The organism is Acidovorax sp. FW305-C-20-28 (genome assembly GCF_058783375.1).
This window is the reverse complement of sequence record NZ_JBYSYM010000008.1, coordinates 71,729-84,534: the sequence shown is the minus strand read 5'-3', so window position 1 is coordinate 84,534 and position 12,806 is coordinate 71,729. Positions and strand designations below refer to the sequence as shown.

10 protein-coding genes are annotated in these 12,806 nt (G+C 65.3%); 1 reads left to right on the top strand and 9 read right to left on the bottom strand.

Annotation, left to right across the window (positions count from 1 at the left end; genetic code table 11):
• Positions 1-9: 9 nt before the first annotated feature.
• The 5 genes from AC3WOH_RS11690 to AC3WOH_RS11670 all read right to left on the bottom strand — a co-directional run bounded on the left by AC3WOH_RS11690 (position 10) and on the right by AC3WOH_RS11670 (position 6,859).
• Positions 10-795 carry an SDR family oxidoreductase gene (locus tag AC3WOH_RS11690; RefSeq protein ID WP_492229500.1) on the bottom strand — a complete coding sequence of 262 codons (786 nt, stop codon included), beginning with the start codon at positions 793-795 and terminating at the stop codon, positions 10-12.
• Positions 796-1,186: 391 nt separating this feature from the next.
• The gene (locus tag AC3WOH_RS11685) at positions 1,187-2,827 is read right to left on the bottom strand and encodes an ABC transporter ATP-binding protein (RefSeq protein ID WP_492229499.1); all 1,641 of its coding nucleotides are present in this window, start codon (positions 2,825-2,827) and stop codon (positions 1,187-1,189) included.
• Positions 2,824-3,891 (bottom strand): ABC transporter permease, encoded by a 1,068-nt coding sequence (locus AC3WOH_RS11680; protein WP_492229612.1) that lies wholly within the window; start codon positions 3,889-3,891, stop codon positions 2,824-2,826. Before AC3WOH_RS11680 ends, AC3WOH_RS11685 begins: the two co-directional genes overlap by 4 nt.
• A gap of 58 nt (positions 3,892-3,949) precedes the next feature.
• Positions 3,950-4,984: a microcin C ABC transporter permease YejB gene (locus AC3WOH_RS11675; RefSeq protein ID WP_492229498.1), complete on the bottom strand. Its 1,035-nt coding sequence runs from the start codon at positions 4,982-4,984 to the stop codon at positions 3,950-3,952.
• Between the two features lie 39 nt (positions 4,985-5,023).
• Positions 5,024-6,859: an extracellular solute-binding protein gene (locus AC3WOH_RS11670; RefSeq protein ID WP_492229497.1), complete on the bottom strand. Its 1,836-nt coding sequence runs from the start codon at positions 6,857-6,859 to the stop codon at positions 5,024-5,026.
• A 134-nt stretch (positions 6,860-6,993) separates the two neighbouring features.
• On the opposite strand from AC3WOH_RS11670, the gene fabI reads away from it, so the two are divergent.
• On the top strand, positions 6,994-7,785 hold the full coding sequence (gene fabI, locus AC3WOH_RS11665) for an enoyl-ACP reductase FabI (protein WP_492229496.1): 792 nt from the start codon (positions 6,994-6,996) through the stop codon (positions 7,783-7,785).
• 803 nt (positions 7,786-8,588) lie between these two features.
• Here fabI and AC3WOH_RS11660 read toward each other — a convergent pair.
• From AC3WOH_RS11660 to AC3WOH_RS11645, 4 genes are all read right to left on the bottom strand, one after another.
• Complete coding sequence (locus AC3WOH_RS11660) at positions 8,589-9,254, bottom strand: methionine ABC transporter permease (RefSeq protein ID WP_492229495.1); 666 nt, start codon at positions 9,252-9,254, stop codon at positions 8,589-8,591.
• 20 nt (positions 9,255-9,274) lie between these two features.
• Positions 9,275-10,330, bottom strand: coding sequence for a methionine ABC transporter ATP-binding protein (locus tag AC3WOH_RS11655; protein ID WP_492229494.1), 1,056 nt, complete (start codon positions 10,328-10,330; stop codon positions 9,275-9,277).
• Positions 10,331-10,476: 146 nt separating this feature from the next.
• Complete coding sequence (locus AC3WOH_RS11650) at positions 10,477-11,685, bottom strand: MFS transporter (RefSeq protein ID WP_492229493.1); 1,209 nt, start codon at positions 11,683-11,685, stop codon at positions 10,477-10,479.
• Positions 11,686-11,759: 74 nt separating this feature from the next.
• Positions 11,760-12,713 (bottom strand): ABC transporter substrate-binding protein, encoded by a 954-nt coding sequence (locus AC3WOH_RS11645; protein ID WP_492229492.1) that lies wholly within the window; start codon positions 12,711-12,713, stop codon positions 11,760-11,762.
• Between the last annotated feature and the right edge of the window lie 93 nt (positions 12,714-12,806).

Genomic DNA, 12,806 nt, shown 5'->3' with positions numbered 1-12,806 from the left:
AATCGGCAATCAGTGCATGACGAAGCCGCCGTTGACGGCCAGCACCTGGCCGGTGACGAAGCGGGCCAGGTCGGACAGTGCGTAGACCACCGCGCCCGACACGTCCTCGGGCATCTGCTCGCGCTGGATGGCGCGCTGCTCCAGGTAGTGGCGGTGCCGTGCCTCGGGCACGTACTGCGTGGCCTCGACCTGCACCAGGCCCGGGGCGATGGCATTGACGGTGATGTGGTCGCCGCCCAGCTCGCGCGCCAGCGAGTGCGTCATGGCGATCACCGCGCCCTTGCTCGCCACATAGGCCAGCAGATTGGGGGCGCCCCACAGGGCCGTGTCGGAAGCCAGGTTGACGATGGCACCGCGGCCGCTGTCGCGCAGCGCGGCGCGGCAGGCACGGGTCATGAGCCAGGTGCCGCGCACATTGACGTTCATGACCTGGTCCCACTTGGCGATCTCGATGTCGTCCATGCCCCGGCCGCCGGAGTCGGTGACCGCCGCGTTGTTGACCAGGCCATCGAGCCCGCCGAGCTCGCGCACAGCCTGCGCGGCGCAGCGCTCGATGGCCGCCGGGTCGCTGACGTCGACGACTGCGCCGATGGCCGCATGGCCATCGGCCTTCAGCGCGGCCACGGACTGCAGGAGCAGCTCTTCGCGCAGATCGGCCATGGCCACCTGCGCCCCCTGCTCGCACAGCGCACGGGCAAAGGCAAAGCCCAGGCCGCGCGCGGCACCGGTCACAAGGATGCGCCGCCCCTGCAGCAGGGCACGCGGAGCACGGTGGAAAGCATTGGCCAGGGTCATTGCAAATATTCTCACTAGGGGCTTGTGTTTTTGTTTCACCTATGAAACAATGATTTATTCTTGAAACACACAGGAAGAATAGTCCTGTTTGTCACTCAAAAAATAGGTAAAAACCCTAGACCCACCCTGCAGTCCCGCACGGTGGGAGCGCGCCGTTGCCCCGCCGGGTGCTCACTCGGCTAGGGTGCTTGTGCAGAGGGTTTCGGGCGGGCGGATGCCTTCAGGGCACAGGCTGCGCCGCAGGGATGCGCCCCGGCCATGCATGGCCGGACCCGGCGCGGGCAGGCAGGCCGCTACTGCCAGCGGCCGCAGGGGCCTGCCAGGCAGTGCATGAGGTGCGTGAGAAATGGGCTCCCGCGCAGCGGGCATCCCAGGGCGAGAGCCGCGGCCCTCAATCCAGCCCGGCGGACTCCACCAGGCGCTGGGTGTAGGGGTGCTGTGGCGCGTCGAGCACCTGGCCCACGGGGCCGCTCTCCAGCACCTGACCGTCCTTCATCACCAGCACTTCGTGCGCCATGGCGCGGATGACCTGCACGTCGTGGGTGATGAGCAGGTAGGCCAGGCCTTTTTCCTTTTGCAGCCGCTGCAGCAGCCGCAGCACCTGCTGCTGGATGGTGACGTCGAGCGCGCTGGTGGGCTCGTCGAGCACCAGCAGCTCGGGCTGCACGATCAGGGCGCGCGCGATGGCCAGGCGCTGGCGCTGGCCGCCCGAGAATTCATGCGGGTAGCGCGCCAGCAGGCCGGGGAACTGCGCCTCGGTCAAGCCGACCTCGGCCAGGGCCGTCTCTACGCGTGCGCGGCGTTCTGCCACGCTGAGCGTGGGCTCGTGCACGCGCATGCCCTCGCCCACGATCTCCTCGACCGTGAGGCGCGGCGACAGCGACGAGAACGGGTCCTGGAACACCACCTGCACCTTGCGGCGCAGTTGCTGGTTGGCCGGTGAGTTGCGCATGGCCGGGGCCTGCCAGCCCTGCCCCGCCACGGCAAGCGATCCGCCATGCGGCAGCAGCCCCAGGATGGCCTGGGCCAGCGTGGACTTGCCCGAGCCCGACTCCCCCACCACGCCCAGCGTGCGGCCCGGCGGCAACGCCAGGCTGGCGCCCTGCACGGCCACGAACTCGCCCTTGCTGAACCAGCCGCGCAGGCCCGGCAGCGGTGTGGGATAGACCACGCGCAGGTCGCCGGCCCGCAGCACGGGCGGCGTACCCGGTGCAGCCTCGGCCTCGACCACATCGCGCTGCGGCTGGCTTTGCATGAGCTTGCGGGTATAGGCATGCTGCGGCGCGCCGAACACCTCGGCCACGGCGCCCTGCTCCACCAGCACGCCCTGCTCCATCACGGCCACGCGGTCGGCAAAGCGGCGCACCAGGTTCAAATCGTGCGTGATGAGCAGCACGGCCATGCCGGTCTGGCGCTGCAGGTCACTGAGCAGGTCCAGGATCTGGCCGCGCAGGGTCACATCGAGCGCCGTGGTGGGCTCGTCGGCCAGCAGCAGCTGCGGCTCGCTGGCCAGGGCCATGGCGATCATGGCGCGCTGGCGCTGCCCGCCCGAGAGCTGGTGAGGAAAGCTGTTCGCCCGGCGCGCAGGCTCCGGGATGCCGGTCTTGGCCAGCAGCTCTATGGCGGCCTGGGCGCACTGCGCGCCCGTGAGGCCCTTCTTGAGTTGCAGGATCTCGGCGATCTGCAAGCCCACGGTCATCAGCGGGTTCAGCGCCGTCATGGGCTCCTGGAAGATCATGGCGATGTCGCCGCCGCGCACGCCGCGCATCTCACGCTCACTCAGGGCCAGCAGGTCGCGCCCGCGCAGCAGGGCCTGGCCTGTCACCCGTGCATCGCCGGCCAGGCGCAGCAGGCTGAGTGCGGTGATGGTCTTGCCCGAGCCGGACTCGCCCACCAGGGCGAGCTTTTCGCCGGGGGCGATGGTGAAGCTAGCGCCGCGCACCACTTCCTTGGGGCCGAAGTGGACGTGCAGGTCGCGCACCTCGAGCAAGGGGCCCGCAGGCGTCCCGCCTGGAATCGATGCGGCGTTCACTTGTCGGCCTTTCGCGGGTCCAGGGCATCACGCAGCGCGTCACCCATGAAGGTCAGCAGCAGCAGGGTGACCACCAGCACGCCAAAGGTGCTCAGCGAGATCCACCAGGCGTCGATGCTGCCCTTACCCTGGTTGAGCAGCTCCCCGAGGCTGGGGGTGCCCGGCGGCACGCCCAGGCCCAGGAAATCGAGCGAAGTCAGAGACAGGATGGCGGCACTCATGCGAAACGGCAGGAAAGTGACCACGGGCGTCAGGCTGTTGGGCAAGATATGGCGCCAGATGATCTGCGTGTTGCTGACCCCCAGCGCCCGCGCCGCCTTCACGTAATCGAGCTGGCGGTTGCGCAGGAACTCGGCGCGCACATAGTCCGACAGGCCCATCCAGCCGAACAGGGAAAGCAGGATGAGCAGCAGCGAGATGCTGGGCGCAAACACGGCACTGAAGATGATGAGCAGATAGAGTTCCGGCATGGAGCCCCAGATCTCGATGAAGCGCTGGAAGACCAGGTCCGTCCTGCCTCCAAAAAAGCCCTGGATGGCCCCGGTGAGCAACCCGAGCACGACGCCCGTCACGGTGAGCGCCAGACCAAACAGCACGCTCACGCGAAAGCCATACAGCAGCTGTGCGACCAGATCGCGCCCCCGGTCATCCGTACCCAGCCAGTTGTCGGCCGTTGGCGCCGATGGATTGGGCGCCTTGGCAAAGTAGTTGATCGTGCTCGGACCGTAGCGGTTGATGGTATAGAGCGCCCAGTTGCTGCGTTCGCTCAGGCGCTTCTGGATGAATGGGTCCAGGTAGTCAGTGGGGGTGTCAAAGTCGCCGCCGAAGGTTTTCTCGGGGTAGTCCTTGAGCATGGGGAAGTAGGTTTGTCCTTCATAGTGCACGATGAGCGGCTTATCGTTGCTGACCAGCTCCGCGCCCAGACTGACGAGGACCAACACACAGAAAACCACCAGGCTCCAATAACCCAGGGGATTGCGCTTGAAGCGCAGCCAGGCCCGGCGCGAAGGAGATACGGAAACAGGGGAGGACGTTGTGGCGGCCGGTGCCGATGGAGCCGCCATGGGCGTACCGGAGGACACCGGGGTCGGGCTGGTCGGAGGTACTGCGTTCATGCGTTCGTCAGTCAAACTTCACACGCGGGTCGACCCACACATAGCAAAGGTCGCTGACGAGCTTGGTGACCAGGCCGATCAGCGTGAAGAGGTAGAGCGTGCCCAACACCACCGGGTAGTCGCGGCGGATCACGCTCTCGTAGCTGAGCAGGCCCAGGCCATCGAGCGAGAAAAGTGTCTCGATGAGCAGCGAGCCGGCGAAGAAGGCGCCAATGAACGCGGCAGGGAATCCCGTGATGATGGGAATCAGCGCATTGCGGAATACGTGCTTCCACAGAACCTGCTGGTCGCTCAGTCCCTTGGCGAATGCCGTCAGCACGTACTGCTTGCGGATCTCTTCGAGGAAGGCGTTCTTGGTGAGCATGGTCGTCACGGCAAAGCTGCCGGCCACCATAGCCGTCACCGGCAGGGTGATGTGCCAGAGATAGTCGATGATGCGCGCGCCCCACGACAACTCTTCCCAGTTGGGCGAGGTCAGCTCGCGCAATGGAAACCACTGCAGTTGACCGCCGAAGATCACCAGCAGCGCAACCCCCAGCACAAAGCCCGGAATCGCATAGCCCAGCAGCACGACCAGGGTGCTGACCAGGTCGAAGCGCGAGCCCGCGCGCACGGCCTTGATCACGCCCAATGGCACTGCCACTAGGTAGCTGATGAAGAAGGTCCACAGACCCAGGCTGACCGAGACGGGGAGCTTCTCCTTGATCAGGGTCCAGACGTCCTTGTTCTGAAAAAAGCTCTTGCCCAGGTCAAAGCGGGCGAACTGGCCCAACATCTGAAAAAAGCGCTCGTGCGCCGGCTTGTCGAAGCCGTAGAGTGCCTTGATCTGTTCGAGCCGCTTGGGGTCCACACCTTGCGACCCGCGGTAGCTGATCCCACCACCTTCAGCACCACCCGCGCCTTGTGCCCCGGCCTTGGACTCGGCGATGTATTGCTCCACTGGCCCGCCGGGTACGAACTGGATCACCACAAAGGTCAGCAGCAGCACCCCGAACAGGGTGGGCAGCATGAGCAGGACACGTTTGAGGATGTATGCCAGCATGGGGAATGGTGCGTCGTGTTCTGTGGGGGTTGCTACAGGCTACTGTTTCTTGTCCGGCTCGGTCTGGGGCGGATTGCGCGCCCACCAGGTGTCGATGACCCATCCCTCGCCGGAAGAGTACGGAGGCACCGCCGTCGGGCGGGCCAGGCGCCATGCGTTGTAGACCATGCGGTGGGTACCCGCCGTCCACTGGGGCAGCAGGTAGTGGCTGTGCGCGATGATGCGCTCCAGCGCGTGGCAGGCGGGCAGCAACTGTGCCTCGGTCTTGGCCGAGGTCATGGCCTTGACCATCGCGTCGACGGCGCGGTTCTTGACACCGGGAAAGTTGCCGGAGTCCTCCATGTCCGCCGCCTCGCTACCGAACATGTCGGCAAATTCCTGACCGGGGTTGTTGGTGCCCTGGTAGGCAATGGAGGTGATGTCAAACTCGAACTTCTGCAATCGCTGCTGGTACAGCGCGAAGTCCACCGAGCGAAAGCGCAAGGTGATGCCCAGCTTTTCCAGCGCACGCATCCAGGGGGCGATGGTGCGTACGCCCCCTTCGTTGCTGTCCATATACTCCAACACCATGGCCTCGCCCTTGGCGTTGCGCAGCGCACCGTCACGCACCTCCCAACCGGCTTCCTTGAGCAAGGCCTTCGCCCGACGCAGGTTGTCGCGCAGCGAGGAGTTTCCGTCTGTACGGGGCGGTACTGTCATGGGGCCGAAGGCCGCGGCGGGAATGTCCTTGCGGAAAGGCTCCATCAACGCCAGTTCCCCTGGCGAGGGCGAACCCTTGGTCTCGCAGGCGGTGTTGCCGAACAGGCCATTGACCCGCTGGTAGGCTCCCCAGAAGAGTTGGCGATTCATCCACTCGTAGTCGATGGCCAGGCCCAACGCCTCCCGCACGCGCACATCCTGCAGCATGGGGCGGCGCACATTGAGCACATAGCTCTGGAAACCCGCGGGAAGCTTGTGCTGGAATTCGCCTTTGACGAGTTCCCCAGTGTCGAACTTCTTGCCGTTCACGCGCCGGGCCCAGTCCCCCGCACTGAAAAAGCGCATCAGATCGAACTCGCCTGCCTTCAAGGCCTCGAGCCGGGCTGTGTTGTCCTTGTAGATCTTGACCAGGATGCGGTCGAAATTGGCCGTTCCCTTGCGCACGTTCAGGTCCTTCGCCCAGTACTGCGGGTCACGCACATAAGTGATGTCCCGCCCGAAACGCACCGGGCCTATCTTGTACGGGCCGCTGCCGATGGGGACATCCATGACCACTTGGTCGAAGGGCTTGGCCTTGCCGTTTTCCACGCCCCAATCGCGGCTGAATACCGGCAGGCCGCCCACCGTGATGGGAAGCTCCCGGTTGGGCTGCTTGAAGCGGTAGCGCACCGTGCGGTCGTCGATCACGTCGATGCCAGCCACCTCGATCAGCAGTGTCTTGTAGGCCGGCGATGCAAAAGGCCCCACCAGCGTGTCGTAGCTGTGCTTGACGTCCTGAGCCAGAACGGGCTTGCCATTGTGAAAGCGTGCCTCGGGGCGCAAGCGGAAGGTGGCCGACAGGCCATCGGCCGCGACCTCCACATCCTGGGCCAGCAGGCCATAGCCCGCCGCGGTCTCATCCATAGAGCCCGCCAGCAGGGAGTCGAACATCAACGAGGACAGATAGGCCGGCGCATTGCCCTTGATGGTGAATGGGTTGTACTTGTCGAATGTGGAGACGCGCAGGTTGCTCACCAACCGCAGCTCGCCCCCCTTTGGTGCATCGGGGTTCACATAGTCAAAGTGGGCAAAGCCGGCGGGGTATTTGAGATCGCCCCAGAGTGCATAGCCATGCGCTGCCCAGGCAGCAGGAACAGCACAGCAACCCATCAGCAAAAAAGTGAGCCAAGACCGCATGCGACAATTCTGCACTACGTTCGGCCGGCTCTGCAGCGAATGGCGCATATCCATACGCGTGGTTAACCCGGCCCTTCATCGCTACCCCTGCATATTTGATTGCATTACCCCAAAATTCCACAGGAGAACGAACCATGGGTTTTCTGACCGGCAAGAAACTGCTCATCACCGGCGTGCTGTCCAACCGCTCCATCGCCTACGGCATCGCCAAGGCCTGCCACGCCCAGGGCGCAGAACTTGCCTTCAGCTACGTGAGCGACCGCTTCAAGGACCGCATCACCGACTTCGCGGCCGAGTTCGACTCCAAGCTGATCTTTGACTGCGACGTGGGCAGCGACGAGCAGATCGACCGCATGTTCGCCGACCTGGCCCAGGTGTGGCCCAAGTTCGATGGCTTCGTGCACAGCATCGGCTTTGCCCCGCGCGAAGCGATTGCCGGCGATTTTCTGGAAGGCCTGTCGCGCGAGTCGTTCCGCATTGCGCACGACATCAGCGCCTACAGCTTCCCGGCCATGGCCAAGTCGGCCCTGCCCTACCTCAACGAGAAGTCCTCGCTGATCACGCTGAGCTACCTGGGTGCCCTGCGCACCATCCCCAACTACAACACCATGGGCTTGGCCAAGGCCAGCCTGGAAGCCAGCGTGCGCTACCTGGCCGAAGCCCTGGGCCCCAAAGGCATGCGCGTGAACGGCATCAGCGCCGGGCCGATCAAGACGCTGGCTGCGAGCGGGATCAAGGACTTTGGCAAGCTGCTGTCGATGGTGGCGGACTCGTCCCCTCTGCGCCGCAATGTGACCATTGAGGACGTGGGCAATGTGGCGGCGTTTTTGCTGTCGGATCTGGCCAGCGGGATGACGGCTGAGATCACGTATGTGGATGGTGGGTTCAGCCAGACGGCTGGGGTTAGCCGGGATACGGTGGGCTAATTCTTTTCTTGAAGCTTCACAGCTCTTGGTGGCTGTGGTTGCTTCTGTTCTTTTGCTGAGTTCGGAGGCCGGGTCTCGGCCCGGCGGCCGAGGTACTTGTTCTTTGCTTCGCCAAAGAAAAGTACCCCAAAGAAAGGCGACCCCGCTGCCCGTGTCCCCCTCGCCGATGGCGAGGGGGCAGCCTGCGATGCTCGAAGCTGGGGTGCGCCTCGCAACTCACTGCGTTCCCCCTGCGGGCGAACTCCGTTCAGACATCTGCGGCGAGTCAGATGACGAAGCGCGTGTGTCCTGCGGCACACGCGCCACCCCAGCTTCTGCGCTTCTCGGCACGGTCAGAAGGGGGGTGGATACCAATACGGGCCATTGCTTCGCTCGGCCTGGGCAGAGCCGCCGCGCCCGTTTCGTCGGCAGCGCGCAGGGCGTAACCGACCCCAGGCGCAGCTGCGAAAGCAGCAGCCGTCTTTGACCCCGCTCCCCACCCCTTCTGGCTGCGCCGAGAAGCGCAGGAGCTGGGGTGGGTGCATGTGCCGCAGGACACATGTACTTCGTCGTCTGGCTCGTCGATGCTGTTTGAGCAGAGTTCACCCGCAGGGGGAACGGCGCGAGTTCATCGACGTCCACCCCAGATCCGAGCATCGCAGGTTGCCCACAGCGAAGCGAAGGGACGCAGACTGGGGGCCGCCTTCTCTTTGGTGACTTTCTCTTGGCGGCCCAAGAGAAAGTTACTGCGCCGCCGGGCGCACATCCCGGCCTCCGCACGCGGCAATGGCAAGCAGCAACCATCACCACCGAGATCAATCAGATCAGCGATGGCTCAGCCGACGCACAGCCCAATCTCCAAAACTCTGCACCGCCTGCACAAAAAAGATCAACACCAGCACAACAGCCAACATGATCTCAGGCAAGAACCGCTGGTACCCATACCGGATCCCCAAGTCACCCAAACCACCACCGCCAATGGCCCCGGCCATGGCCGAGTAACCAGTCAGGCTCACAAAGGTGATGGTCAAGCCAGCAACGATGCCCGGCAAGGCCTCAGGCAGCAGCACCTTCCAGACAATCTGGCTGGTCGTAGCCCCCATGGCCTGGGCGGCCTCGACCAGCCCATGGTCCACCTCGCGCAACGCAGCTTCCACCAGCCGCGCCACAAAAGGCGCCGCGGCAATGGTCAACGGCACCACCGCCGCCGCCGTGCCGATGGATGAGCCCGTGATGAAGCGCGTGAACGGGATGATGGCCACCAGCAAGATGATGAAGGGGGTGGAGCGCACCGCATTCACCAGCCAGCCCACAAGCTTGTTGACGGGGCCGTTCTGCAGCACGCCACCGTGGTCGGTGAGGCGGAGGAACACGCCCAGCGGCACGCCGATGAGGCCGCCGACGATGCCCGAGATGCCCACCATGATGAGCGTCTCCCAGAGGGACGAGGCAAAGAGTTCCAGCATGGCCGGAGTGAAATGGTCGAACATTGTTTCTTTCTCCTCGCCCCTCAGGCCTCGATCGTGACTTCTTCCACCGCGACGCCGCCGGCGCGCAGGTGCTCCACGGCACCACGCAGGCGCGCGGGTTCGCCGCTGGCGTACACGGCCAGCGAGCCGAAGGTCTCGTCCTGGATTTCGTCGACCTGGCCGTGCAGGATGCTCATGTCCACGCCGAACTCGCGGATCAGCTGCGACAAAATGGGCTGGTAGGCGCTGTCGCCCGAGTACGACAGGCGCAGCAGGCGGCCGGCATTGCCGGGCGCCGTGGTGGCCAGTTGGCCGGTGAGCTTGCGCACGTGGTCGAGCACGCTGGCTGGCAGCTCCTGCGGCAGGATCTCGTCGATCAGGCTCTTGGTGATGGCCTGCTCGGGGCGCGTGAACACGTCGAGCACGCGGCCCTGCTCCACGATGCGGCCGGCCTCGATCACGGCCACGCGGTCGGCGATCTGCTTGATGACCTGCATCTGGTGGGTGATGAGCACCACCGTGAGGCCCAGCTCCCGGTTCACCTGGCGCAGCAGGTCGAGGATGGAGCGCGTGGTCTCGGGGTCCAGCGCCGAGGTGGCCTCGTCGGAGAGCAGCACCTTGGGGCGGCTGGCCAGCGCGCGCGCAATGCCCACGCGCTGCTTTTGCCCGCCGCTGATCTGCGCGGGGTAGCGGTTGGCCAGGGCCGACAGGCCCACCAGTTCCAGGAGCGGGTTCACGCGCTCGCGGATGGCCGCCTTGTCCATGCCGGCCAGCTCCAGCGGCAGCGCGGCGTTGTCGAACACCGTGCGCGAGGACAGCAGGTTGAAGTGCTGGAACACCATGCCGATGTCGCGCCGTGCCTCGCGCAGTTGCGCATCATTGAGCTTGGTGAGGTCGCGGCCATTGACGATGACCTCGCCCTGCGTGGGCCGGTTGAGCAGGTTGATGACGCGCACCAGCGAGCTCTTGCCCGCGCCGCTCCTGCCGATGATGCCGAAGACCTCGCCCGGCTGGATGTGCAGGTCGATGCCCTTGAGGGCCTCCACCGGGCCTTGTGGGCCCGGGTAAATCTGGGTGATACCCCGTAAGTCGATCATGAAATGCAAAAAGGCCGCCGTGCGCCCGCCTGTGGCGCCGGTCCGGCCCTGGATGAAAAGGATAAGGGAATGTACTATTGCAACATAAAGAAACCAACTATCAAAAAATGGGGTAATAAGACAGTTTGGTTATTTAGGCGTTGAAATCAGGCCGTCGCCGCCTGCGGCACCCGCCCCTTGACCTTGCGCGAGACCAGCACACCCAGCACCACCACGCACACGGCGGCTAGGGAGAAAACCTGCGCGATCCAGCCCCGGTCCACACTGGCCGCAACGGCCAGAACCCCCAGCGACTGCCCCAGGAACAGCAGGCAGGCGAACAGCGTCACTGCCGTCCCGCGCGCCTCGGGCGCCATCTGCGTGGCCTGCACCTGCAAGGTGTTGTGCAGCATGTAGAAACCCAGGCCGGCAGAGAAACAGCCCAGCACCGCCAGCGGTACCCACGGCGCCCAGGCCAGGAGCAGCAGGCCCGCGCCGATCATCGTGGCGCCCAACAATGCCAGGCCCCTTTCACCCAGCATGGCCAGCCAGCGGCGCGCCATCAGGCTGTAGACCAGCCCACCCACGCCATACAGCACCATCACCCCGCCCGCCGCCGATGGGGACAGGCCGAAGCCATCGACCATGCGCGCCGGCACGAAGGCCATGGTGCCAAAGCCCAGGGCGCCTTCGACCGCAACGATGGCCAGCACCCAGCGCACACGCGGCATGCGCAGCAGGCGCTTGGTAGTGGCCAGGTAGGCCGGCAGCGAGAATGGCGCTGGTTCTGCCATCCCTTCGCCGGATGCGACCGCACGCGCCGCTGTAAGGCGCACCTGGCGCAACAGCATGGTGGCAGCGCTAAGGAACAACAAGGACAGCACGGCAAACGCCAGGCGCCAGCCCAGGACCTCCACGGCGAAGCCACCGAACCACTGGCCGGCCATCATGCCCGATACCGTGGCCACCATGAGCCGGGCCAGTGTTTCCTGGCGCTGCTCATAGGCCACGCTGTCACCGATCCAGGCCATCGACAAGGGAATGATGCCCGCCGCTGCAGCACCAATGAACGCGCGCGAAACCACCAGCATCGGCAGCGTGGGTGCCAGCGCCGTGACGGCGCTGAACACCGCACAGGCAAAAGTAGCGCTGATGATCACGCGCACCTTGCCAAAGCGGTCGCCCAGCGGGCCATAGAACAGCTGCAGCACACCATAGGCCACGGCGAAGGCGGCGATCACGGCCGAGGCGTCGCCCGTGGTCACCTGGAATTCGCGGGACAGGGAGACCAGCATGGGGTCGCAAATGCGCATGGAGGCCATGCTGGCAAAGCCCGCCACGCTGATCAGGCGCAGCATCGTCGAAGAAGAATTCATAGGCGCCGATTGTGCGGCGCAGCGCGCAAGGCTGCTGGCGGAGGTCCAAATGCCCCGGCATGCGGGGCCGCCCTTCAGACCTTGCCGGTATTGAACCGGGTATCGAACGTGGCGCGCACGTCCAGCCGCTGCTTGATGAGGCCGGCCGCCAGGTAGAAATCGGCCGTGCGCTGCTGGTCGGCGATCACCTGGGCATCGATGTCCTGCCAGCGCGTGGCGCGGCGCTCGAACTGCAGTTGTGCGGCATCGGCCGGGATGCCGATGATGCGCGCCAGCGACTGGCCGAAGGGCTTGGCGTTCTTGTACGACCAGACCTGCGCGCGCTCCACGCGCTCCTTGAAGTCCTGCAGCACGGCGGCCTTCTCGGCCAGGGCGGCATCGGTGGCGGCCAGGTAGCTCAGGCCCGTCCACAGGCCGCGTCCGTTGACCAGCACGCGCGCATGGCCGCTGGTCTCGGCCAGCGCGGTATAGGGTTCCCAGGTGGCCCAGGCGTCCACCGAGCCCTGGGTCAGGGCCAGTTTTGCATCGGCCGGGGGGATGAAGCGCAGTTGCACGTCATCGGCCTTGAGGCCCGCGGACTCCAGTGCCTTCAGCGTGACGAAGTGGCCGATGGAGCCGCGGTTGGTGGCGATGCTCTTTCCCTTGAGGTCGGCTGCCGTCTTGAGCGGCGAGTTGGGCGCCACCAGCACCGCCGTGCCATAGGCGTCGGAACGGCTCACGGCAAAGGCCTTGACGCGGCTGCCGGCCGCCAGGGTGAACAGCAGCGGCGCATCGCCGATGGGGCCGAAGTCCACGGCGTTGGCATTGAGCGCCTCGGCCAGCGGTGCGGCGGCCGGGAACTCGCTCCACTTGATGTCGTAGGGCAGGTTCTTGAGCTCCCCCGCCGCATCGAGCAGGGCCTGCAGGCCGCCCTTCTGGTCACCCGCGCGCAGCAGCACCCGTGACTGGGCATGGGTGAGCACCGGCGACAGAAAGGAACTGGCGGCGACGGAAGCGGTGAGCAGATGGTGGAATTGGCGGCGCAGCATGGTGGTCTGTGGACGCAATAGGGCGTCAATCGGTTGGAACTGCCACGATTGCAGCACCCGGGGCGCGCACGGCCAACGAAGGCTTGCACCCAT

Excerpts from the sequence above, each read along its gene's own strand:
- AC3WOH_RS11690 (WP_492229500.1), bottom strand. The coding sequence starts at position 795 with ATGACCCTGGCCAATGCTTTCCACCGTGCTCCGCGTGCCCTGCTGCAG.
- AC3WOH_RS11680 (WP_492229612.1), bottom strand. The coding sequence starts at position 3,891 with ATGGCGGCTCCATCGGCACCGGCCGCCACAACGTCCTCCCCTGTTTCC.
- AC3WOH_RS11675 (WP_492229498.1), bottom strand. The coding sequence starts at position 4,984 with ATGCTGGCATACATCCTCAAACGTGTCCTGCTCATGCTGCCCACCCTG.
- AC3WOH_RS11670 (WP_492229497.1), bottom strand. The coding sequence starts at position 6,859 with ATGCGGTCTTGGCTCACTTTTTTGCTGATGGGTTGCTGTGCTGTTCCT.
- fabI (WP_492229496.1), top strand. The coding sequence starts at position 6,994 with ATGGGTTTTCTGACCGGCAAGAAACTGCTCATCACCGGCGTGCTGTCC.
- AC3WOH_RS11660 (WP_492229495.1), bottom strand. The coding sequence starts at position 9,254 with ATGTTCGACCATTTCACTCCGGCCATGCTGGAACTCTTTGCCTCGTCC.
- AC3WOH_RS11655 (WP_492229494.1), bottom strand. The coding sequence starts at position 10,330 with ATGATCGACTTACGGGGTATCACCCAGATTTACCCGGGCCCACAAGGC.
- AC3WOH_RS11650 (WP_492229493.1), bottom strand. The coding sequence starts at position 11,685 with ATGAATTCTTCTTCGACGATGCTGCGCCTGATCAGCGTGGCGGGCTTT.
- AC3WOH_RS11645 (WP_492229492.1), bottom strand. The coding sequence starts at position 12,713 with ATGCTGCGCCGCCAATTCCACCATCTGCTCACCGCTTCCGTCGCCGCC.